21 protein-coding genes, 3 tRNA genes and 1 pseudogene are annotated in these 19,840 nt (G+C 69.4%); 9 read left to right on the plus strand and 16 right to left on the minus strand.

Features of this window, described 5'->3' with window-relative positions:
- Nucleotide 1: 1 nt before the first annotated feature.
- The 6 genes from ACZ5RK_RS02360 to ACZ5RK_RS02385 form a co-directional block, all read right to left on the minus strand.
- Nucleotides 2-1,570 carry an HD domain-containing phosphohydrolase gene (locus ACZ5RK_RS02360; RefSeq protein WP_464909527.1) on the minus strand — a complete coding sequence of 523 codons (1,569 nt, stop codon included), beginning with the start codon at nt 1,568-1,570 and terminating at the stop codon, nt 2-4.
- A gap of 7 nt (nt 1,571-1,577) precedes the next feature.
- Entirely contained in the window at nt 1,578-2,795 is a 1,218-nt protein-coding gene (locus ACZ5RK_RS02365) for a DUF4127 family protein (RefSeq protein WP_464909528.1), read from the minus strand.
- A 16-nt stretch (nt 2,796-2,811) separates the two neighbouring features.
- On the minus strand, nt 2,812-3,807 hold the full coding sequence (gene trxB, locus ACZ5RK_RS02370; protein ID WP_054647675.1) for a thioredoxin-disulfide reductase: 996 nt from the start codon (nt 3,805-3,807) through the stop codon (nt 2,812-2,814).
- Between the two features lie 117 nt (nt 3,808-3,924).
- Nucleotides 3,925-4,000 (minus strand) — tRNA-Glu (locus ACZ5RK_RS02375).
- Nucleotides 4,001-4,020: 20 nt separating this feature from the next.
- Nucleotides 4,021-4,095 (minus strand) — tRNA-Glu (locus ACZ5RK_RS02380).
- 6 nt (nt 4,096-4,101) lie between these two features.
- Nucleotides 4,102-4,175: transfer RNA gene (locus tag ACZ5RK_RS02385), tRNA-Gln, on the minus strand.
- 71 nt (nt 4,176-4,246) lie between these two features.
- Between ACZ5RK_RS02385 and ACZ5RK_RS02390 the strand changes: the two genes are divergently transcribed.
- Nucleotides 4,247-4,840, plus strand: a complete 594-nt coding sequence (locus ACZ5RK_RS02390; protein ID WP_464909529.1) for a hypothetical protein — start codon at nt 4,247-4,249, stop codon at nt 4,838-4,840.
- A complete protein-coding gene (locus ACZ5RK_RS02395; RefSeq protein WP_464909530.1) occupies nt 4,837-6,522 on the plus strand; it encodes a hypothetical protein in 1,686 nt (561 codons plus the stop codon). The genes ACZ5RK_RS02390 and ACZ5RK_RS02395 overlap by 4 nt, the downstream gene beginning before the upstream one ends.
- Nucleotides 6,523-6,595: 73 nt before the next feature.
- Here the strand turns inward: ACZ5RK_RS02395 and fmt are convergent, their stop codons facing one another.
- Genes fmt through zapE form a run of 7 tightly spaced genes read right to left on the minus strand, consistent with a single transcriptional unit; the run spans nt 6,596 to nt 11,996 of the window.
- Nucleotides 6,596-7,510, minus strand: coding sequence for a methionyl-tRNA formyltransferase (gene fmt, locus ACZ5RK_RS02400; protein WP_464909531.1), 915 nt, complete (start codon nt 7,508-7,510; stop codon nt 6,596-6,598).
- Nucleotides 7,507-8,082 carry a peptide deformylase gene (def, locus tag ACZ5RK_RS02405; RefSeq protein ID WP_054647799.1) on the minus strand — a complete coding sequence of 192 codons (576 nt, stop codon included), beginning with the start codon at nt 8,080-8,082 and terminating at the stop codon, nt 7,507-7,509. Before def ends, fmt begins: the two co-directional genes overlap by 4 nt.
- A 5-nt stretch (nt 8,083-8,087) precedes the next feature.
- The gene (locus tag ACZ5RK_RS02410; RefSeq protein ID WP_464909532.1) at nt 8,088-8,903 is read right to left on the minus strand and encodes a CdaR family protein; all 816 of its coding nucleotides are present in this window, start codon (nt 8,901-8,903) and stop codon (nt 8,088-8,090) included.
- A complete protein-coding gene (gene cdaA / locus ACZ5RK_RS02415; RefSeq protein ID WP_464909533.1) occupies nt 8,896-9,609 on the minus strand; it encodes a diadenylate cyclase CdaA in 714 nt (237 codons plus the stop codon). Before cdaA ends, ACZ5RK_RS02410 begins: the two co-directional genes overlap by 8 nt.
- Before the next feature lie 3 nt (nt 9,610-9,612).
- The gene (locus ACZ5RK_RS02420; RefSeq protein WP_464909534.1) at nt 9,613-10,758 is read right to left on the minus strand and encodes a phosphopentomutase; all 1,146 of its coding nucleotides are present in this window, start codon (nt 10,756-10,758) and stop codon (nt 9,613-9,615) included.
- A complete protein-coding gene (locus ACZ5RK_RS02425; protein ID WP_054647149.1) occupies nt 10,755-11,015 on the minus strand; it encodes a hypothetical protein in 261 nt (86 codons plus the stop codon). The genes ACZ5RK_RS02420 and ACZ5RK_RS02425 overlap by 4 nt, the downstream gene beginning before the upstream one ends.
- A 9-nt stretch (nt 11,016-11,024) precedes the next feature.
- Nucleotides 11,025-11,996, minus strand: a complete 972-nt coding sequence (gene zapE, locus ACZ5RK_RS02430; protein WP_054647148.1) for a cell division protein ZapE — start codon at nt 11,994-11,996, stop codon at nt 11,025-11,027.
- 50 nt (nt 11,997-12,046) lie between these two features.
- Between zapE and ACZ5RK_RS02435 the strand changes: the two genes are divergently transcribed.
- Nucleotides 12,047-12,301: a glutaredoxin family protein gene (locus ACZ5RK_RS02435; RefSeq protein WP_464909535.1), complete on the plus strand. Its 255-nt coding sequence runs from the start codon at nt 12,047-12,049 to the stop codon at nt 12,299-12,301.
- Here ACZ5RK_RS02435 and ACZ5RK_RS02440 read toward each other — a convergent pair.
- Nucleotides 12,280-12,789: a DinB family protein gene (locus ACZ5RK_RS02440; RefSeq protein ID WP_464909536.1), complete on the minus strand. Its 510-nt coding sequence runs from the start codon at nt 12,787-12,789 to the stop codon at nt 12,280-12,282. The genes ACZ5RK_RS02435 and ACZ5RK_RS02440 overlap by 22 nt on opposite strands.
- Before the next feature lie 54 nt (nt 12,790-12,843).
- Between ACZ5RK_RS02440 and ACZ5RK_RS02445 the strand changes: the two are divergent.
- The 6 genes and pseudogenes from ACZ5RK_RS02445 to ACZ5RK_RS02470 all read left to right on the plus strand — a co-directional run.
- Nucleotides 12,844-12,897, plus strand: a pseudogene (locus tag ACZ5RK_RS02445) (hypothetical protein); the annotation flags it as partial.
- A 145-nt stretch (nt 12,898-13,042) separates the two neighbouring features.
- Nucleotides 13,043-13,417: a type II toxin-antitoxin system VapC family toxin gene (locus tag ACZ5RK_RS02450; protein ID WP_464909537.1), complete on the plus strand. Its 375-nt coding sequence runs from the start codon at nt 13,043-13,045 to the stop codon at nt 13,415-13,417.
- Nucleotides 13,418-13,468: 51 nt separating this feature from the next.
- The gene (locus ACZ5RK_RS02455; protein ID WP_464909538.1) at nt 13,469-14,254 is read left to right on the plus strand and encodes an enoyl-ACP reductase FabI; all 786 of its coding nucleotides are present in this window, start codon (nt 13,469-13,471) and stop codon (nt 14,252-14,254) included.
- Between the two features lie 45 nt (nt 14,255-14,299).
- The gene (gene ispG, locus ACZ5RK_RS02460) at nt 14,300-15,511 is read left to right on the plus strand and encodes a flavodoxin-dependent (E)-4-hydroxy-3-methylbut-2-enyl-diphosphate synthase (RefSeq protein ID WP_464909539.1); all 1,212 of its coding nucleotides are present in this window, start codon (nt 14,300-14,302) and stop codon (nt 15,509-15,511) included.
- Nucleotides 15,511-16,668, plus strand: coding sequence for a tRNA guanosine(34) transglycosylase Tgt (gene tgt / locus ACZ5RK_RS02465; protein WP_464909540.1), 1,158 nt, complete (start codon nt 15,511-15,513; stop codon nt 16,666-16,668). The genes ispG and tgt overlap by 1 nt, the downstream gene beginning before the upstream one ends.
- A gap of 103 nt (nt 16,669-16,771) precedes the next feature.
- A complete protein-coding gene (locus tag ACZ5RK_RS02470; protein WP_464909541.1) occupies nt 16,772-18,007 on the plus strand; it encodes a uracil-xanthine permease family protein in 1,236 nt (411 codons plus the stop codon).
- A gap of 14 nt (nt 18,008-18,021) precedes the next feature.
- On the opposite strand, the gene ACZ5RK_RS02475 is transcribed toward ACZ5RK_RS02470, so the two are convergent.
- Both ACZ5RK_RS02475 and ACZ5RK_RS02480 read right to left on the minus strand, forming a co-directional pair.
- Nucleotides 18,022-19,119, minus strand: a complete 1,098-nt coding sequence (locus ACZ5RK_RS02475; RefSeq protein WP_464909542.1) for an AI-2E family transporter — start codon at nt 19,117-19,119, stop codon at nt 18,022-18,024.
- Nucleotides 19,120-19,123: 4 nt separating this feature from the next.
- Nucleotides 19,124-19,819, minus strand: a complete 696-nt coding sequence (locus tag ACZ5RK_RS02480; protein ID WP_464909543.1) for a M23 family metallopeptidase — start codon at nt 19,817-19,819, stop codon at nt 19,124-19,126.
- Nucleotides 19,820-19,840 lie beyond the last annotated feature (21 nt).

Consider the following 19,840-nt stretch of genomic DNA (forward strand, 5'->3'; position numbering starts at 1 on the left):
ATTAAACTATATCCAAAAACTTGGCCACCGCCTCCGGGTCCAGGGTCCTGCCCGCCTGGGCCCGGAGTTCTTGTAAGGCCTCCTCCCGGGTCCAGGCCCGCTTGTAGGGGCGCTGGGAGACCAGGGCGTCCCACACGTCCACCACGGCGAAGATGCGGGCCTCCAGGGGGATCTCCTCCCCCTTGAGCCCCCGGGGGTAGCCCGAGCCGTCCCAGCGCTCGTGGTGGTAGAGGACCACGTTGAGGGCCGTCTGGGAGAAGAAGGGAAGCCCGCGAAGGATCTCAAACCCCACCTCGGGATGGGTCTTGATCAGCCGCCACTCCCCGGTGGTGAGGGCGGCGGACTTCCTGAGCACCTCGTCGGGGAGGGCCAGCTTCCCCAGGTCGTGAAAGTAGGCCCCAAGGCGCAAACCCTCTAGGTCCTGGAAGCCCAGGGCCCGGCCAAGGCCCACGGCGAGCTCCGCCACCCTCTCCGTGTGCCCCTGGGTCTCCAGGTCGCGGTACTCCAGCACCCGGGAAAGGGCCTTCAGGGCGGCCTCACGGGTGCGGGCCAGGGCGTTCAGGTGAAAGAGGCGTTCCAAGGCCTCCTCCAGCCTCCTGGCCACCACCTGGAGCAGGGCCTCGTCCTCCTTCCGGTGGGGCACCCGCTCCCCGAAGGAGCCCAGGGCCAGGACCCCGTAACGCCTCCCCTCGGGCTTCAGGGCCACCAGGAGGGCCGAGCGCAGACCGCTTTGGGCGAAGGGCTTCAAGGCCCCCGGGAAGGTGGCGTAGTCTTCCACGTACACCGGACCCTCCCAGAGGGAGGGGTGGCCCAGAAGCCCCTGGCCAAAGCGGATGGGATGGGCCTCGTAAAGCCGGGGAAAGCCCTCCGGGTAACGGCCCGCCATCACCGCCGGGCGCACCACCCCCTCCTGGAAGAGGTAAAGGGCCCCCCCGTGGTAGGGGGTGAGGCGGAGGAGGGTTTCCAAGGCTTCCCGGGCCATGGTCAGGGGATCCCGGGAGGCCTCCAGGGCCAGGGAAAGCTCCAAGAGGGCCTTGGAGCGCTCCGCCTCCCTCCTGGCCTCCTCCAGAGCTGCGATGCGGGAAAGGGCCATCCCCGCCGCCTCCGCCAGGGCCTGCAGGGAGAAGCGTTCCTCGGGAAGGATCTCCCCCACCCCTCCGGCGGTGTCCATGGAAAGAACCCCCAAGACCCTTCCCTCGGGGCTCCGCAGGGGCACCCCCAGGTAAGCCCCGGGCTGCACCTTCCCCGAAAGGAAGACCACCCGGGGATCCTTGGAGATATCGGAGATGAAGAGGGGCTCCCCCGACTCCAAAACCCGCCAGGACACCCCCTTGCCCCGGGGAAGGCGGAAGCCCAGCTTATCGGCGGAAAGCCCCGCCGCCGCCACCAGTTCCAAAGCGTCCTCCTCCGGCCGGTAGAGGAAGAGGAGGGCCGAGGCCGCCCGGGTGCTCTCCTTGGCCGCCTCCACCGTCTTCCGGTAGACCGCCTCCCGCTCGGTGAGGGGGGCCAGGAGGCGCCAAGCCTGGACCAGGGCCTCTAGGCGCCTTAGCTCCAGGGCCTCGAGCCTCATGACCGGCCTATTCTACCAGCCCTGTCCCCCAGGGGAGGGGAAGGAGGCGCAGCTCGGGCTCGGCCTCAAAGGCCCGCCGCCAGGGAAAGCGGATCCCCTGGAGGTCCAGCCTGCGGTTCTCCAGGAGCACGTGGGGCCAAAGGGCCGCCACCTCCCGGGCCTCCTCGGGCAGGGGCTCGGGGAAGCGGGCCCTCACCCAAGGCCTCCCCACCTCCCCCCACCAGTACTGGAAGTAGGCCTCGGCCAGGCGCCCAATCCGCGCTTCCTCCCTCCCAAGGAAAAGCCCCCCCTGGGCCAGGGCGCTCCCCAGGTTGTTGGCCGGGGTGCCCCAGGCGGCGTAGGCGGCGAGGCGGGCGTAGAGGCCGAGGCCCTGGAGGTAGGCCATGAGGCCGGCATCCCCCCGGTTCACCCGGGAGAGGTCCGCCAGGGCCACCCGGTGGCGGGCCATGAGGTCCATAAGCTCCAGGGCCGCTCGCCGGGGGTCCCCGCCCCCGTGAAGGTAGAGGACGAGGTGGGGGTCGGCCTCGAGGCCCACCTCCTGGGCCCCGGCGCTCTCCAAGACCCCGGCCACGGTCCTTCCCAAGGGCACCCCCTCGTAGGGGGTCACCCGGGCCGGGGAAAGCCCCTCCCCGTACGCCACCGCCACCCTAAGCCCGGGCCTCAGGGCCCGGAGGAGCAGGACCTGCCCGGCCTCGTCGGCCCCGGGGCGGTTTGGGTAGGGAAGGGCGCGGGCCTCCCGGGGGGCGGGGGAGTTCCTTAGGGCATCGTCCCAGACCGCCTCCAGGTACACCCCCCGAAGGTCCCCCCAGGGGGCGAGGGCCCGCAGGGCCTCGAGGTTCCGTTCCCTTCGGGTGGCGTCCCAGCGGGGCACCACCCCGAAGAGGTAGAGCCTCCCCCCGTGGCGCACCCGCCAGGAGAGGAGGGGGGCGAGGCGGGCCAGGGCGTCCTCGGGGAGAAGGCCCAGGTGGCGGCTCTGGAGGAGCCCCCCGTAGGCCAGGGCGTCCAGGCTGGCCACCAGGCCCTCCCCCGGGGTGGAAAGGAGCCAGGCGCGAAGCCCCGAAAGGTCCGCCCCCTGGGCGCCCCGGTACACCTCCCGGGGCGGGCAGAGGACCAGCTCCCAGGCGCACGGGGCCCAGTTGGGGGGGCGGTCGTCCAGGGGAAGGTAGAGGAGGGGGCTGGAAAGGGCGGCGGAGAACCCTAAGAGCAGGGGGAGAAGCCGCCGCATACCCCGGGCAGGCTCCTCAGGGAGAAGTGGCCCCGGTGCTCTTCTCCTTGGCCTCCCTCTCCGCCAGGTACTTCTCCGCCATCATGGCCGCCCGGGTGCCCGCCCCCACGCTGGTGGTGAGCTGGCGGTAGATGGGGTCGGCCACGTCCCCGGCGGCGAAGATCCCGGGAACCGAGGTGAAGACCTCGTCCCGCACCGCCACGTAGCCGTCGGGCCTGAGCTCCACCACCCCCTTTAGGAAGGCGGTGTTCGGCTCGTGGCCGATGAAGACGAAGACCCCGTCCGTGGGGTAGACGTACTCCTCCCCTGTCTTCAGGTTTTTCAGGCGCACCCCCGTCACCTGCTCCTCCCCCAGGACCTCGGTGACGATGTGGGAGAAAAGGAAGCGCATCTTGGGGTTCTGGAAGGCGCGGTTCTGGGCCACCTTGTTGGCCCTAAGCTCGTCCCGGCGGTGGACCAGGGTCACCTTCTTGGCGAACTTGGTGAGGTAAAGCCCCTCCTCCACGGCGGCGTCCCCCCCGCCCACCACCACCACCTCCTTGTCCCGGTAGAAGAAGGCGTCGCAGGTGGCGCAGGTGGAAACCCCCCGGCCGTAAAACCTTTCCTCCCCGGGCACCCCCAGTTTCCTGGGGTTGGCCCCGGTGGCGATGATGACCACCCGGGCGGGATAGCTTCGCTCAAACCCCCGCACCAGGAAGCCCTCCTCCGTCTTCTCAATCCCCTGGACCTCGTCCATAACGATGCGGGCGCCGAACTTCTCCGCCTGCTGCACCATGCGGCCCGCCAGCTCCGGCCCAGAGACGCCCTCGGGAAAGCCCGGGTAGTTCTCCACCTCCTCCGTCTGGGCGATCTGCCCGCCGGGGAGGCCCTTTTCCACGATCACCGTCTTGAGGCCGCCCCGGCCCGCGTAGATGCCAGCGGTGAGCCCGGCGGGACCCCCGCCGATGATGACCACGTCGTAAAGCTCCTCCTGAGCGCCGCTTCCCGCAAGTCCCGTGAGGGTGAACTCCATGGGCACCTCCCTGCTACCACCCTACACCCCCACATACCTGGTGGGGGTATACAGCGCTTTACAGTTTGCGGAGGGGAAAAGGTCCTGTCAAGAAAGGAGAGGCCCTCCGAGGCGCCTTGGTGACCCCAGGGGGATTCGAACCCCCGTCTCGGCCTTGAGAGGGCCGTGTCCTAGGCCTCTAGACGATGGGGCCGCGCGCGGCTCGGAGGGCTTTGGTGACCCCAGGGGGACTCGAACCCCCGCCGCCGCCTTGAAAGGGCGGTGACCTAACCGCTAGTCGATGGGGCCAAAGATTGGCTGGGGTGCGTGGACTCGAACCACGACCGGCGGATCCAGAGTCCGCTGTCCTGCCGTTAGACGACACCCCAGCGAAGGCGCCCGAACCCTCGGGCAGAGGTTATGGTACACTCTGAGGGGCGGATTGGCAAGCCCCTTGGCTATGGAAGAAAGCCTTTTGCAACTCCTAAGCCAGTACATCTCCCGCCGGGCCGCGGAAGGCCTCTTGCGCAAGGCCCTGGCCCAAGGAACGCCTTCCCACCCCGGGGAGTGGGCCAGGCTGGCCGAGGAAGTGGTCTGGCCCGAGCTGAAGCGGCTTCTGCCCTTCCAGGAGATGCCGCCGGAACTCAAGGCCTGGGTGCGGGAGCTCAAGACCCTGGCCCCCCCGGAGCCAGAGGCCGAGGAGGAAGAGGAGGAGGCCGCCCTCCTGGAGGCCGTGGACCTCGAGGACCCCGCCCTTCGGGTCCACCTGGCCCAGCGCCTGGCCCGGCTGGAGGGCGTGGTGGGGGTGGTGGTGGCCGGCCAGAGGGAAAGGGAGGCCCTCTTCGCCGGGGAGCCCGTTTCCCTGGACCCGATCCATCTCTTTTTGCGGAGGCAGGGGTACCGGACCTTTTATGCGGTGATCGCGGACACGGTGGTGGCCCTCCGCGCCCTGGACCGGGGGTTCGTGGGGGTGCTGGCGCACAAGGAGACCAACGTGGGCCGCCTTCTGCACGCGCTTAGGCGGCTGGCGAGCAGCGCGGAGGTGGAGGGATGAGAAGATGGCTCTTCGGGTTGGCGTTCCTGGGCTTGGCCTTGGCCGCGCCCCTTCCGGAGCTTTACGACCGGCTGGAAGGGGCCCTGGCCCGTGTGGGCACGGGAAACCCTGACCAGGCCCTGGCCGCTTTGGATCAGGCGCAAGGCCTCCTGCGCCAGGAGGCGGAAAGCCTGCCCCCGGTCCTGCGGGACGCCGCCCTCGGCAACCTCCAGGAGGCCCGGCAGGCCGTGGCGCGGAAGAGCCAGGCGGACCTTGAGGCCCGCCTCCTCCTGGTCCGCCACCTCGTGGGCAAGGCCCTTTACGACGGCTATTTCCAGGCCCCTCCATCGGAAAGGGCCGCCTACCTCGCCCGCCTGGTCCGGGCCACGGGACTCGGCCAGGGAGTGGGCCAGGAAGTGGCGGGGCTTCCCCTCGAGGAGGCCAGGAGGCGCCTGGAGGAACGCTTCCTGCAACGGATGGCCGAGGACCTGGCCCAGGCCCTCTCCGCCTCCTCCCGTCCCCAGGCCTACCTGGCCCTGGCCCGGGCCTACGCCCGCTACCTGGTGGTCCAGGACAGCCCGCAAAGCACCCTAAGGGCCCAGGACTTCGTCCAGGCCCTGGCCAAGGTCTCCGGGGGCGAGGCCTTCCGAGGCGGGGTGCAGGAACTGCAGAAGAAGGTGGCCGCCTGGCGAAAGGCCCTGGGGGGGCAGGGAACACCCTCCCCGCCCGCCGCCACCCCCGCCCAAGGAAGCGCCCTTCCTTCCCCATCCCCCCCTCCCGCCCTACCTGCCCCAAGGCCTTCTCCCCCCGTGGCCCCTTCCACCGCTTCGGAGCCGGGGGAGGCCCCCGTGGAAACCTTTTACGTCCCTCCATGGATGGACCCCGCCACCGCCAAGGCGGTGAGAACCCAGGCCCACGCCCTGGGATACCAATACAACTTTGAGCTACTAGAGGCTTTCCAAGAAGTGCAGAACGAGGTGGGCCTGGCGGTGACCGCCCTAGGCCGAGGGAACGTGGACCAGGGGCGGTACCACCTGGACCGGGCCCTCTGGAGGTTCCGCGCCGGGATAGAGCCCGTCTTCTCCCAGGTAGACCCTGTCCTGACGGAAAAGGTTTCGCGGGGGCTTGTCCACCTCTCCACGGCCACGGGGTTGCGCACCCTGGACGCCCTCACCCTCTACGAGGCCTTGGACGAACTCCGCCAGCGCTTCAGCCAAGGCCCCCGGGCCAACCCCTGGCTGGACCTGAAGCTGGCTCTGGTCCAAACGGCGGGCATCCCCCGGGCGGTCTTTTTCCTTCTGGCCTCGGCCCTGGCCTTCTTTCCCCTCTACCTCATCCGCCTCACCTTCGGCGGGCGCAACGTCTACTGGAACCTCCTGGGCCTGGCCTTTCTCTTGCTCTTCCTGCCCATCGTGGCGGAAGGCCTGTCCTACTTTGGCTCCATCCTGGCCGAGTATGGGGGGTTGCCCGCCTTAGGCCTCCTGTCCAACCTGTCCATCGGGCAGGGTTTGGTGCCCTACCTGGCCTGGGGGCTCACGGTGTTCGCGGTGGTGGCCCTGGCCGGGGCGGGCCTTCGGGGCATCGCCGCCCAGTTCGGCCTCCTCCGGGAGCGGGGGGCCGAGGTGACCGCCACCGGGATGGAGGGAAAGCCCGCCACCACCCTCACCAGCGAAACCATCGTGGAGTGGGACGAGGAGTTCTAATGCCCCCCTATGCTGGCTTGGGCCAGCATAGGGCCTCCTGCGGCCTCCCCTTGCCCGGGCCGGGATGCGGGGGCTACTCCAAACGGGTTCCCGGGCCCACCCCGTACCCCCGGGCCCAGTCCGCGGCGGGCATGGGGCGCCTGCCCTCGGGCTGGACCTCCAGGAGGCGGATGAGCCCCTCCCCGGTGCCCACCAAAACCCCTTCCCGGTCCACCGCCTGCACCACCCCAGGGGTCCCTTGCCCGGCCTCGGGGCGCATCCTTAAGACCTTCACCCTCTTGCCCCCGTGGAAGAAGAAGCTTCCGGGCCAAGGCTGCACCCCCCGGTGGCGGTTAAAGACGGCCTGGGCGCTCTCCCCGAAGCGGATCCGGCCTTCCTCCTTGGCGAGGAGGGGCGCGTAGCTGGCCTCCCCCTCCTGGGGGACGGGGGTGCGCTGGGGAAGCTCCTCCAGCACCCTTAGGAGGAGTTCTATCCCCTGGTCGCGGAGCCTCTCGGAGAGGGCCACCGCGTCCTCCTCCGGGAGGATCTCCGTGCGCCAGACGGCGTAAAGGGGCCCGGTGTCTAGGCCCTCCTCCGTTTTCATGATGGAAACCCCCGTCTCCTTCTCCCCGCGGATGAGGGCCCACTGCACGGGGGCAGGCCCGCGGTACTTGGGAAGGAGGGAGGGGTGGAGGTTGAGGAAGCCGTAAGGAGGAATCTCCAGCACCTCTTTGGGCAGGACCTTGCCGTAGGCGGCGGTGACGGCCACCTCCGGGGCGGCCTTTTTGAAGGCCTCCAGAAACTCCCGGTTTCCCTTGAGCTTGGCGGGCTTGAGCACCGGGAGGCCGTGGGCCTCGGCGTACCGGGCCACGGGGCTTGGGGTGGGCTTCAGGCCCCTTCCCTGGGGCTTATCCGGCTGGGTCACCACCAGGACCACCCGATGGTGGCGGTTCAAAGCGTCCAGGACCGGCACCGCCCAGAGGGGCGTGCCAAAGAAGGCCACCCTCATCCCTGGGAAAGCTCCTTTAGAAGGGCCCGGGCTTCCTTTTGGAAGCGGGCGAGCTCAAAGCGGTTTTCCTCCAGAAAGGCCTCCCGCTTGGGCCTGGGCAGGCGCTCAAAGAAGAGGATCCCGTCCAGGTGGTCTATCTCGTGCTGGAAGACCCGGGCCAGGTAGCCCTCGAGCTCCAGGGTCTTTGGGGTCCCTTCCTCGTCCTGGTAGGCCACGCGGATGCGCTCGGCCCGGGGCACCTCCTCGGAGTAGAGGCCGGGCAGGGAGAGGCACCCCTCCGTGCCCTCCAAAAGGCCCTCCCGGTGGGTGATGACGGGGTTGGCCACCACAAAGACCCGGCGCACCAGGTGGCGCAGGGGCCTTTCCTCCTCCTCGGGCTCGTCGGCGTACTCCACGGCCACGAAAAGCCGTTGGGAAAGGCCGATCTGGGGGGCGGCAAGGCCCACCCCCCGGGCCTCAAACATGGTTTCCAGCATGTCCTCGGCGAGCTTTTTGAGGCCGGAGAAGTCCTGCACCGGGCGGGCCTTTCTGCGAAGCACCGGGTCCCCGTAGAGGCGGATGGGGTAGATCATCCTATTCATTCTAGCGCAAACCGCGCCCTTCCCCAAACCTGGCCCAGGGGGCGCACCCCCTCGGGGAGGTCCAGGATCCAGGGACCCACCACCTCCCCGGGGCGGAACCCCCCCTGGGGCCTGGCCTCTACCGCCTCCAGCCCCTCCAAGGCCTCCCGGGGCCCCACCACCTCCAGGGTCTTGGGGGTGTAGTCCAGGACCTTGAGGCCCGGGGGAGGCTTCAGGGCCAGGGCCACCTCCTTGCGGAAAAGGGCCCTTTCCCGGGCCACCACCTTGACCCTCGAGGGGGAAACCTCCACCCCGGGAAGAGGACCTTCCGGCCCGAAGGCGGTGAGGGCCACCTCCCCCGTGCCCAGGTCTATCCCCAAGGCGCTCACCGCCACCTCCACCCGGCTCCTGGGGCCCTTGGCCTCCACCCGGTCGGGCTCCGTGTGCACCCAGGCCCCCGGGGCGTAGACCTCCACGGGCAGGGTGCGGGTGAGGAGGGCCTCCACCCTCCCCTCCACCCGGGCCGGACGCACCTCCAGCACCTCCACCCCTTGGGGCACGGCCACCTGCACCTCCCGGGAGAAGGGCCCCTCCACCCCGGAAAGGTCCAGGTAGGCGGAGACGGGCAGGTTCCGCCCCTCCACCAAAGGCGCAGGCCCCTGGACCCTGAGGAAGACCTCCTTGGGCACCCCCTCCGCCACCCCCTGCTCCAGTCCCACCACCTGCAGGGGGGTGCTCAAGGCCCGCTCCACCACAGGGGCCCTCTCCCGCAGGGAGTACCAGACGGCCAGGGCCGCCAAGAAGGAAAGCAACCAGGCAGGCCAGTCACGCATGGACCACCCCCTTGAGCCTCTCCCGCAGGGCTTCCAGGGAAAGGGGCGGGGAAAGCCTTCCCCCTTCCGCCACCCTTATGGCCCCGGTCTCCTCGCTCACCACGATGACCAGGGCGTCGGAAGCCTCGGAAAGCCCCAGGGCCGCCCGGTGGCGGGTGCCGAGGCCGAGGTGGGCCTCGGAAAGGGGAAAAACGCAACCCGCAGCGAAAAGCCTTCCTCCCCGCAGGATGGCCCCGCCGTCGTGGAGGGGGGTGCCGGGATGGAAGAGGGTGACGAGGAGCCGGGCGGAGAGCCGGGCGTCCAGCACCTCCCCGGTGGCGGCGTACTCCCCCAGGGGGGTACGCCGTTCCAGGGCCAGAAGGGCCCCGTAGCGCCGCTCGGCGAGGCGGGCAAGGCCCAAAAGGAGCTCCTCCAGGGCCAGGGAAGGCGCCCTGGGCCCTTGGGCCCGGCCCAGGCGCTCCAAAAGCCCCCTCAGTTCCGGCTGGAAGACCACGATGAGGGCGAAGGCCCCCAGGGTGGCGGCGTTGCCCAGGAGCCAAGACAGGGTGGAAAGGCCCAGGAGGCTGGCGGTGAACCAGACCAGGAGGTAGACCAGAACCCCCCGCACCAGGTTCAAGGCCCGGGTGCCGGCGATGAGGCGCCAGAGGTAGTAGAAGAGGACCGCCACCAGGAGGATGTCCAAGAGGTCGCGCCAGGTGAAGGGCATGGCCTAAAAGAGGCTTGTTCCGGGGCCCTCCCAGGGGAGGCCGAAAAGCTTCGCCCAGGTGGCCCCGAGGTCGGCGAAGGTCTCCCGGGTGCCCAGGTCCCCCTCCACCCCCGGGCCCACCCAGAGGAGCATCCCGTACTCCCGGGTGTGGTCGGTGCCGAAGAAGGTGGGATCGTTGCCGTGGTCGGAAACCAGAAAGAGGTGGTCCTCAGGCCCCAGGGCGGCGAGCAACCTGGGCAGGAAGGCGTCCACCTCTAAAAGGGCCCCCCCATACCCCTGGGGGTCGCGGCGGTGGCCGTACCGGCTGTCAAAGTCCACCAGGTTGACGAAGACCAGGCCCCGGAAGTCCTCCCCGAGAAGGGCCAAGGTCTTTTCCAGGCCGTCCCGGTTGTCCTTGGTCTTGAGGGCGCGGGTGAAGCCCCGCCCCGCGTAGATGTCGGGGATCTTGCCCACGCCCACCACCTCGAGGCCCCCCTCCCCGAGGGCGTCCAGGACGTTCCTGGGGGGCTTTAGGGCGAAGTCCTTCCGGAGGTGCTCCAGCCGGTAAAACCCCCCGGGCTCCCCGGCGAAGGGCCGGGCGATGACCCGGGCCACCTGGTGCTCGCCCACGAGCATTTCCCGGGCCACCTGGCAAAAGCGGTAAAGCTCCTCCACGGGCACCACGTCCACGTGGGCCGCCACCTGGAAGACGCTGTCGGCGGAGGTGTAGACGATGGGAAAGCCCGTCTTGAGGTGGGCTTCCCCGTAGTCCCGGATGGCCTCGGTGCCGGAGTAGGGCTTGTTCAAAAGCCATCCCCCAATGCCCACGGCCTGGGCCCAGGCCTTGAGAAGCTCCTCCGGGAAGCCTTCGGGGTAGGTCCGGAAGGGCTTTTCCAGGAATATGCCCACGAACTCCCAGTGGCCGGTGGTGGTGTCCTTCCCGGGGTTCACCTCCTTCATCCGGCCAAAGGCCCCCCGGGGGCGGGGGGGCCTCCCCAGGGTGTGCACCCCCCTCACCCAGCCCAGGCCCAAGGCCGCCAGGTTGGGGAGGGCCACCCCGGTCTTGAGCACGGTGTGGTCCAGGGTGTCCGCCCCCTCGTCGCCGAAAAGGGGGGCGTCCGGCAGGTAGCCCAGGCCCACCGAGTCCAAGACCACGGCCACCGCTTTCAAGACCTGAGGCCCTCCTCGTCCTCCTCTTCCTCCTCCTCCGCCAGGGCCATGAGCTCCTCCGGGGTCATCTCCGAGAGGGCCCGCACCGCCTGAAACTCCTCCACGAGCCCCTGGATCTCCTCCATGGCCTCCTTGAGGGAGAGTTCCCCGTCCTTATACTCGTCCAGAACCTCCTCTATGGCCTCCAGGATCCCCACCGCGGCGCTCGCCTGGGAGAGGGCCTGGGCCAACTCCGAAAGCCTTTCCGCCAGGTCCATGCCCCCATGCTACCCCAAAAGCTCGGCCAGGCGGGAAAGGGCCCGGCCGTACTTTTTGGCGAAGGCCCCGTGGCGGTAACCCTCGGGGAAGAGGCGCTCCAAAGGCTCCCCCGAGGCCACCAGGGAAAGGCCAAGGTTGTAGAGCTGGTCCACGAGGTGGACAAAGCGCAGGGCGTCGTTCTGGTCAGGGATGGGCTCGAGGCCCATAATATAGACCACCTCCAGGCCGTCAAAGAGGTAGCGGTAGCGGATGGGGTGGAGGGTGCGGAGGTGGGCGAGGAGCTCAGGGAAGGCGTCTAGGCTCTTTCTCCTCGTGTCCTGCCGGTAGGCCTCCAGAAGGGCCTGGTGGGTGAGGGGCTTGGGAAAGCGGCCCGGGTCGCGGTGGCGGAAGTCCTCCCCCTCTATGCGCTCCACGGCGAAGCGGCGGGCCAGGCTCTGGATCTGGTGCCTGAACTGCTCGGCGTTGAACCGCCCCTCCCCCAGGGCCCCCGGCGGGGTGTTGGAGGTGGTGGCCACCCGCAGGCCCCGCTCCATGGCGAGGGAGAGGAAGCGGGTCACCATCTGGGCGTTCCCGGGGTCGTCCAGCTCAAACTCGTCCAGGAAGAGGTGGCGAAGCCCGGCAAAGCGCCCGGCCCCTTCCCTGAGGCCCAGAAGCCCCAGGGTGTAGGTGAGCTCCTCAAAGGTGAGGAAGGCCTTAGGACCGGGGGCCTCCAGGTAGGCCGCCACCAGGAGGTGGGTCTTCCCCACCCCGAAGCCCCCGTCCAGGTAGATCCCCTGGGGCCCGGGCATCCCGGGGCGGAGGAAACCCCGGGGACGGTCCTTGACCCAACTTCGCAGGCGCTCCTTGGCCAGGGCCTGGGAGGGGTAGCGGGGGTCCGGGCGGTAGGCCTGGAAGGTGGCTCCACGGAAGCGGGGGGGCGGGGCGAAGCCCTGAAGGAGCTTGTCCAGGTCCACCTCGGGGTAGCGTTCGGCGAGGCGCATGCCAGGGATTGTACGGGACCCGCCTTCTCCTTTTGCTACCCTATTGGGGTATGGTGCGGCTTTACGGCATCCCCGGGTGCGGCCCCTGCGAGATCGTGAAGATGTTCCTGGCACAGAAGGGCATCCCCTTTGAGTTCGTGAACGCCCGGCAGGACCCAAGGGCCGCCCAGAAGATCGCCGAGCTCGTGGGCAGCCCCACCGCCGGGGTGGTGCTGGAGTGGGAGGGAAAGGTGGAGGCCATCCGGGGGGTATCCCCGGCAAGCCTCAACGCCTGGCTCGCCCGCTACCGGGCCCAGGAAGCCTGAAGGGCCTCCAGGTGGTGGGCCTCGTGGTAGGCGGCGGCCCTGAGCCAGCCCAAGGCGGTGAGCTCCCCGAAGAAGGGGTGGGGGAAGGTGGCCGGATTCCCTGGGTCGGCCCTTCCCGTCTCCTCCAGGAGGAAGGCCCGGGCCTTTTCCAGAAGGGCCATGACCTCCTCCAGGGAAAGCCCCCCCTTGGGCCGCACCCCTTCCGGGGCCTGGGGCTTGCCGTCCCTGACCTCCCCGGGGACGAAGGGCACGGGGGGCAGGCTCTCCCCAGTCGCCACCCGGCGGAGGCGCCTCAGGACCCGGGCGGTGGAGTCCTCCACCAGGGCGATGTGCTCCGCCACCATGAGGGGGGTCCAGGCCCCCTCCCGGAGGGGAGCGGAAAGCCAAGAGGGGTCCGCCTCCCGAAGCAGGGCGAGGAGGGCCTTGCGGCTTTCCCCAAGCCGCTTCAGGGCCTCTTCCCAGGTGCCGTAGTCCTCTAACCGGACCATGCCTTAGTGTAAACCGGCCTAACAGGCCCTTTTTCCCTGGCTATAGTTGGGCACATGCGGGTCGTCTGGGTGAGCGAGGCCAAAAACCGCCTCTCCGAGCTCCTCCGTGAGGTGCAGGCGGGGGAGGAGGTCCTCATCCTGGACCGGGGATGCCCGTGGCCCGCCTCTCCCCCGCCCTGGGCTCTGGGACCCAACGCCAGGGTCTCCTCCGCCGGGGAAAGGGAAGGCCCCTCCTGGAGGAACGGGAGGAGGGATGAGGTTCTGGGACACCTCGGTCCTCGTACCCCTCCTGGTGCGGGAAGCGGCCACACCCTGGGCGGAAGGTCTCCTCGCCGAGGACGGGGAGATGGTGGTGGCCTGGGTCGCCGAGGTGGAGGCGGCCTCGGCCCTGAGCCGGAGGAGGCGGGAAGGGGTCCTTAAGGACGAAGACCACGCCTTGGCCCCAAAGCGCCTTCGGAGGCTCAAGGCCGCCTGGCACGAGGTCCTCCCCGCAGAAAGGGTGCGCCGGGAAGCTCTCCGCCCCCTCCAGGCCCACCCCTCGAGGACCCTGGACGCCCTTCAATGGTGGCGGCCGAGGGGGACCCGGAAGCCCTGCTCCTGGTCACCCTGGACGGGCGGCTGGCCTTAACGGCCTCCCTGGAGGGCGTTCCCGTGTTCGGACCTTCGGTATAATCCCGGCATGCTCACCGTGGACCTTTCGGGCAAAAAGGCCTTGGTCATGGGGGTAACCAACCAAAGGAGCCTGGGCTACGCCATCGCCGCCAAGCTCAAGGAGGCGGGGGCGGAGGTGGCCCTGAGCTACCAGGCGGAAAGGCTCCGCCCCGAGGCGGAAAAACTCGCCGAGGCCCTGGGAGGGGCCCTCCTCTTTCAGGCGGACGTGACGCAGGACAAGGAGCTGGACGCCCTCTTCGCCGGGGTGAGGGGGGCCTTTGGAGGGCTGGACTACCTGGTCCACGCCATCGCCTTCGCCCCCCGGGAGGCCATGGAAGGGCGGTACATAGACACGAGGCGCCAGGACTGGCTCTTGGCCCTGGAGGTCTCCGCCTACTCCCTGGTGGCCGTGGCCCAAAGGGCGGAGCCCCTCCTCCGGGAAGGCGGGGGGATCGTCACCCTCACCTACTACGCCAGCGAGAAGGTGGTGCCCAAGTACAACGTCATGGCCATCGCCAAGGCGGCCCTGGAGGCCAGCGTCCGCTACCTGGCCTATGAGCTCGGGCCCAAGGGGGTGCGGGTGAACGCCATCTCCGCGGGGCCCGTGCGCACCGTGGCCGCCAGGAGCATCCCCGGCTTCACCAAGATGTACGACCGGGTGGCCCAGACCGCCCCCCTCAAGCGCAACGTGACCCAGGAGGAGGTGGGAAGCCTCGGCCTCTTCCTCCTCTCCCCCCTGGCGAGCGGCATCACCGGGGAGGTCATCTACGTGGACGCCGGCTACCACATCATGGGGATGGAGCTGGAAGGGTAGCCCACCCCCCCTTTTTTCCACCGGGCCTCGGCTAGCATGGAGGGGATGAGGCGACCTACCCCCACGGTCTATGTGGGCCGCGTCCCCATAGGGGGCGCCCACCCCATCGCCGTGCAGTCCATGACCAACACCCCCACCCGGGAGGTGGAGGCCACCGCCGCCCAGGTCCTGGAGCTCCACCGGGCGGGAAGCGAGATCGTGCGCCTCACGGTGAACGACGAGGAGGCGGCGAAGGCCGTGCCCGAGATCAAGAGGAGGCTCCTCGCCGAGGGGGTGGAGGTGCCCCTGGTGGGGGACTTCCACTTCAACGGCCACCTCCTCCTGCGCAAGTACCCCAGGATGGCCGAGGCCCTGGACAAGCTCCGCATCAACCCGGGCACCCTGGGCCGGGGGCGGCACAAGGACGAGCACTTCGCCGAGATGGTGCGGATCGCCATGGACCTGGGGAAGCCCATAAGGATTGGGGCCAACTGGGGAAGCCTAGACCCCGCCCTCCTCACCGAGCTCATGGACCAAAACGCGAAGCGCCCTGAGCCCAAAAGCGCCCACGAGGTGGTCCTCGAGGCCCTGGTGGAAAGCGCCGTCCGCTCCTACGAGGCCGCTTTGGAGATGGGCCTGGGCGAGGACAAGATCGTCCTCTCCGCCAAGGTCTCCAAGGCACCTGATCTGGTGTGGGTCTACCGGGAGCTGGCCCGAAGGACAAGGGCCCCCCTCCACCTGGGCCTCACCGAGGCGGGGATGGGGGTGAAGGGGATCGTGGCCTCGGCCGCCGCCTTAGCTCCCCTCCTCCTGGAGGGCATCGGGGACACCATCCGGGTCTCCCTGACCCCAGGCCCCTCGGAGCCCCGCACCAAGGAGGTGGAGGTGGCCCAGGAGATCCTCCAGGCCTTGGGGCTTCGCACCTTCGCCCCCGAGGTGACCAGCTGCCCCGGGTGCGGCCGCACCACCAGCACCTTCTTCCAAGAGCTCGCCGAGGAGGTGAACCGCCACCTCAAGGCCAAGCTCCCCGAGTGGCAAAGGGCCTATCCCGGGGTGGAGGGGCTCAAGGTGGCGGTGATGGGCTGCGTGGTGAATGGCCCCGGGGAGAGCAAGCACGCCCACATCGGCATCTCCCTCCCGGGCGCCGGGGAGGAGCCCAAGGCCCCGGTCTACGCCGACGGGAAGCTCCTCACCATCCTCAAGGGGGAAAGGATCGCCGAGGAGTTCCTCGCCCTGGTGGAGGAGTACGTCAGGGCCCGCTTCGCCCCCAAGGCCTGATGGACCCCTTCCGCTTCCACGTAGAGGCCCGCGCGGGAAGGGCCCGGGTGGGAAGGCTTTCCACTCCCCACGGGGCAGTGGAGACCCCCCTCTTCATGCCCGTGGGCACCCAGGGCTCGGTGAAGGGCCTCATGCCTCGGGACCTCGAGGAGATCGGAAGCCAAATCCTCCTCGCCAACACCTACCACCTCCTCCTGAGGCCAGGGCCCGAGAGGGTTAGGGCCCTCGGGGGGCTTCACGGCTTCGCCGGGTGGAAGGGCCCCTGGCTCACGGACTCCGGGGGCTTTCAGGTGATGAGCCTCGGGCACCTCCGGCGCATAGACGAGGAAGGGGTGGCCTTCCAAAGCCACCTGGACGGAAGCCTCGTCAAGCTCACCCCGGAGGGGAGCATCTACGTGCAGGAGGCCCTGGGGGCCGACCTCATCATGGCCTTTGACGAGTGTCCCCCCTACCCCTCCCCCCGGGAGTACCTGAAGGCCTCCCTGGAGCGCACCCTGCGCTGGCTGGAAAGGAGCCTAAGGGCCAAGACCCGGCCCGACCAGGCCCTCTTCGGCATCGCCCAGGGGGGGACGGAGCCAGATTTAAGGCGCCGCTCCACCCTGGAGACGATCCGGTTTGATCTCCCGGGGTACGCCATCGGGGGCCTGGCCGTGGGGGAGCCCAAGGAGGCCATGTTCGCCATGGTGGAGCTTTCCACCGCCCTCCTCCCCGAGGACCGCCCCCGCTACCTCATGGGGGTGGGCCACCCCGAGGACCTGGTGGCGGCCGTGGGGCTTGGGGTGGACCTCTTTGACAGCGTCTATCCCACCCGCACGGGCCGCTTCGGAAGCGCCCTCGTCCCCGAGGGACGCCTCAACCTGAAAAACGCCCGCCACCTGGAGGACCCAAGGCCCCTGGAGGAGGGGTGCGACTGCTACGCCTGCCGGACCTATAGCCGGGCCTACCTGGCCCACCTGGTGCGCGCGGGGGAGATGCTTGGGGGGATTCTCCTCTCCCTTCACAACCTGCGCCACCTCCACCGCCTCACCGAGGAGGCCAAAAGGGCCGTAAGGGAGGGGCGCTACGGCGACTTCGCCCGGGCCTTCGCCGAAAGGCGCTTCGGCAAGGAGGTGCCCCCCTGGTTCCGCGAGGCCTTGGCCGCCGGGGGCCACTGGTAACGCCACCCCATGCTGGCCCAAGCCAGCATGGGGGCCCCGGCAAAAGGCTCCTCGGGGGTTTACCGGGCCTGGTGGACCGAAGAGGGTATAAAATCTCCCCGGTATGACGCCAAGGCACCTTATCCTGGGCCTCCAACACACGGTGGCCATGTTCGGGGCCACGGTTTTGGTCCCCCTGCTCACCGGGCTCAACCCGGCGGTGGCCCTCTTCACCGCCGGACTCGGCACCCTGGTCTTCCACCTGGCCACGGGGCGGATGGTCCCCGTCTTCCTGGGCTCCAGCTTCGCCTTCATCTCCCCCATCCTGGCGGCCAAGGGGGCGGGTTTCTCCTTGAGCGCCATCGGAGGGGGGATCGCGGCCGCGGGGCTCGTCTACGCCCTCTTCGCCCTCCTCGTCCTCCTCATCGGCTCCGAAAGGGTGCGCCGGGTCTTCCCGCCCGTGGTCACGGGCCCGGTGATCGTGGTCATCGGCCTCACCCTGGCCCCCGTGGCGGTGGAGATGGCCAGCAAGGACTGGCTCCTCGCCGTCTTCACCTTCCTGAGCGCCGTGGTGAGCGCCGTCTTCTTCCGGGGGCTTTTCCAGATGATCCCCGTGCTCCTCGGGGTGGGAGCGGGCTACCTCCTGGCCCTTCTCCTGGGGCGGGTGGACCTCAAGCCCTTGGCCGAGGCCCCCTGGGTGGGCCTCCCCCCCCTCACCCTGGCCACCTTGGAGTGGGGGGCGGTGCTCCTCATCGCCCCCGTGGCCTTCGTGACGGTGATGGAGCACATCGGGGACATCCTCACCAACGGGAGGGTGGTGGGGAAGGATTTCTTCGCCCGGCCTGGCCTCCACCGCACCCTCCTGGGGGACGGGCTCGCCACCAGCCTCGCCGGGCTTCTGGGCGGCCCCGCCAACACCACCTACTCGGAGAACACGGGCGTCCTGGCGGTGACCCGGGTCTACGACCCCCTGGTCCTGCGCATCGCCGCGATCTTCGCCATCCTGCTTTCCTTTTCGCCCAAGCTCGCCGCCCTCCTCCAAACCCTGCCCCAGGGGGTTTTGGGCGGGATCTCCATGCTGCTTTTCGGCATGATCGCCTCCATCGGCATCCGCACCCTGGCCGAGGCGGAGATTGACTTCACCCATAGCCGCAACCTCATGGTGGTCTCGGCCGTCCTGGTCCTGGGCCTGGGCGGGGCGGTGGCCAACCTGGGGGCGATTCAAGTGGCGGGGGCGGAGGTGCCCCTCAAGGTGAGCGGCATGGCCCTGGCCGCCCTGGCGGGAGTGGCGCTGAACCTCCTCTTGCCCGGGCAGCTGGAGCCCGAGGAACTGGCCACGGAGGAGGAGCGGCTTCCCTAGGCCCCTGGACTTCTTCAGCCTTCCCGGTAAAAGCGGCTCTTCCGGTAGTAGTCCTCTAGGAGCACCTTGAGGAAGGCGGCGGCGGGCACCCCTAAAAGGGCGCCCCAGAGGCCGAAGAGGCTCGCCCCCACCAGGATGGCGGCGATGGCGGTGATGGGGTGGAGCCTAGTGGCCCGGCCCACGATGAGGGGGCCCAGGAGGTTGCCCTCCAGCTGGTTAGCGAGCCAAAGCACCAGGAGGGCGAGGAGGGCCTTGAGCCACCCCCCCGTGGCCGCCAAAAGCAAGGCGGGCACCCCGGAGACGATCACCCCCACGAAGGGGATGAGGTTGAAGATCCCCGCCAAAAACCCCAGGCTCGCCGCCAGGGGCACTCCCACCAGCCAGAGCCCCACCCCCACGATAAGCCCCACGCAGAAGGCCACCAGGAGCTGGCCCCGCACGTACCCGCCCACGCTCCGGTCCAGCTTGGCCGCAAGCTCGGCCACCAGGGGCTGGTAGGGCTCGGGGAAAACCCGTAAGGCCGCCCGGCCCAGGCGGGGCAGGTCGTAGAGGAAGTAGATGGAGAGGGTAAGGGCGGTGAGGAGTTGGAAGAGCCCGCCCAGCAAGGAGGCGAAAAAGCCCAGAAGGTTCCCCCCTTGGGCGAAAAGCCCCTGCAGCCAGCGAACCAAGGTTTCCAGAAAGCTTTGCAAAAGCCCCTGGAGGTGGCGGGTGGCCTCGGTGAGGATGGGCTCGAGGCCCTTGGGCACGGGCACGGCCCGCACCCGGTCGGGCAGGCCCGCAAGCCACGCCAGGAGGGGTTCCAGGAGGCGGGGAAGCTCCTGGGCCAGGCGGGAGAGCTCCGCCACCGTCTGGGCGGCGAGGAAGGAGGCCAGGCCCAGGAAGAGGCCCAAGCCCAGGTAGACCAAGACCACCCCCAGGACGCGGGGAAGGCGCCTGGCCTCAAAAAAGCGCACCAGGGGGTGGGTGAGGTAGGCGAAGGCGAAGGCGGCGAGGAGCACGGAGAGGGCTGGCCAGGCCCGGACCAGCAGGCGGTAGGCCAAGTAGAGGAGGAAGAGGTAAACCAGAACCCGGACGTAGGGGTTCTCCCAGACCCGGAGGAAGGCCTCCCGCATGGGGCTATTCTAAGCCGAAGAAGGCCTTGGCCTGGCGCAGGAGCTCCTCGCCGGCAAGGCCCTGGAAGAGGAAGGGGCTTCGGTCGGGCTCCCCCTCCCAGACCTCAAAGAGGAGCCTGGGCGCCCCGCCCTGGAGGCCGGTGTTCCCCAGGTAGCCGATGGGGTCTCCGCGGTGAACCCGGCTTCCCACTCTAAGCCCGGGGTAGGGGGCCTGGAGGTGGGCGTAGACGCTGGTGCGGCCGTCGGGATGGCGGAGGTGGACCTCGAGGCCCCGAAGCCGGTCCATCTCCTCGGGGGAAGCCCCCTCCCTCACCCGCTCCAATAGGGCCCGAAAGTCCTCCGGACCGGGCTCTTTATAGTCCCGGTCCACCTTCACCACCTCGCCAAAGAAGGCGGCCACCACCCCCATCCCCCGCACCACGGGCACGCAGGCGTCCCCGTTTTGGAACACGAAGCCCGCGCTCACCCCCTTGCGGTAGGGTCGGGGGGCGCCCGGCAGGTTCTCGGGGCGGGAGGGCAGGCAGGCCCCGGGAAGGGGCAGGAGGTAGCCCTCCGGGACCCACTGGGCTTTGGCCCGGTAGACCGCCACCTCCTGGCGCAAGGCCGCCACCTGCCGCCCCCGGGAGGTCAAGGCCAGGGTCGCCACCAGGGCGTAGAGGCCCACGGCCAAAAGGAGGTAGTGCCCCGGCTTCCAGCCCACGGGGCCATACTAAGCGGCCGC

This window comes from Thermus kawarayensis JCM 12314 (assembly GCF_055393575.1).

Bases quoted from the DNA above. Each gene is read 5' to 3' on its own strand.
- ACZ5RK_RS02360 (WP_464909527.1), bottom strand. From the start codon at position 1,570: ATGAGGCTCGAGGCCCTGGAGCTAAGGCGCCTAGAGGCCCTGGTCCAG.
- ACZ5RK_RS02365 (WP_464909528.1), bottom strand. From the start codon at position 2,795: ATGCGGCGGCTTCTCCCCCTGCTCTTAGGGTTCTCCGCCGCCCTTTCC.
- trxB (WP_054647675.1), bottom strand. From the start codon at position 3,807: ATGGAGTTCACCCTCACGGGACTTGCGGGAAGCGGCGCTCAGGAGGAG.
- ACZ5RK_RS02390 (WP_464909529.1), top strand. From the start codon at position 4,247: ATGGAAGAAAGCCTTTTGCAACTCCTAAGCCAGTACATCTCCCGCCGG.
- ACZ5RK_RS02395 (WP_464909530.1), top strand. From the start codon at position 4,837: ATGAGAAGATGGCTCTTCGGGTTGGCGTTCCTGGGCTTGGCCTTGGCC.
- fmt (WP_464909531.1), bottom strand. From the start codon at position 7,510: ATGAGGGTGGCCTTCTTTGGCACGCCCCTCTGGGCGGTGCCGGTCCTG.
- def (WP_054647799.1), bottom strand. From the start codon at position 8,082: ATGATCTACCCCATCCGCCTCTACGGGGACCCGGTGCTTCGCAGAAAG.
- ACZ5RK_RS02410 (WP_464909532.1), bottom strand. From the start codon at position 8,903: ATGCGTGACTGGCCTGCCTGGTTGCTTTCCTTCTTGGCGGCCCTGGCC.
- cdaA (WP_464909533.1), bottom strand. From the start codon at position 9,609: ATGCCCTTCACCTGGCGCGACCTCTTGGACATCCTCCTGGTGGCGGTC.
- ACZ5RK_RS02425 (WP_054647149.1), bottom strand. From the start codon at position 11,015: ATGGACCTGGCGGAAAGGCTTTCGGAGTTGGCCCAGGCCCTCTCCCAG.
- zapE (WP_054647148.1), bottom strand. From the start codon at position 11,996: ATGCGCCTCGCCGAACGCTACCCCGAGGTGGACCTGGACAAGCTCCTT.
- ACZ5RK_RS02435 (WP_464909535.1), top strand. From the start codon at position 12,047: ATGGTGCGGCTTTACGGCATCCCCGGGTGCGGCCCCTGCGAGATCGTG.
- ACZ5RK_RS02440 (WP_464909536.1), bottom strand. From the start codon at position 12,789: ATGGTCCGGTTAGAGGACTACGGCACCTGGGAAGAGGCCCTGAAGCGG.
- ACZ5RK_RS02450 (WP_464909537.1), top strand. From the start codon at position 13,043: ATGAGGTTCTGGGACACCTCGGTCCTCGTACCCCTCCTGGTGCGGGAA.
- ACZ5RK_RS02455 (WP_464909538.1), top strand. From the start codon at position 13,469: ATGCTCACCGTGGACCTTTCGGGCAAAAAGGCCTTGGTCATGGGGGTA.
- ispG (WP_464909539.1), top strand. From the start codon at position 14,300: ATGAGGCGACCTACCCCCACGGTCTATGTGGGCCGCGTCCCCATAGGG.
- tgt (WP_464909540.1), top strand. From the start codon at position 15,511: ATGGACCCCTTCCGCTTCCACGTAGAGGCCCGCGCGGGAAGGGCCCGG.
- ACZ5RK_RS02470 (WP_464909541.1), top strand. From the start codon at position 16,772: ATGACGCCAAGGCACCTTATCCTGGGCCTCCAACACACGGTGGCCATG.
- ACZ5RK_RS02475 (WP_464909542.1), bottom strand. From the start codon at position 19,119: ATGCGGGAGGCCTTCCTCCGGGTCTGGGAGAACCCCTACGTCCGGGTT.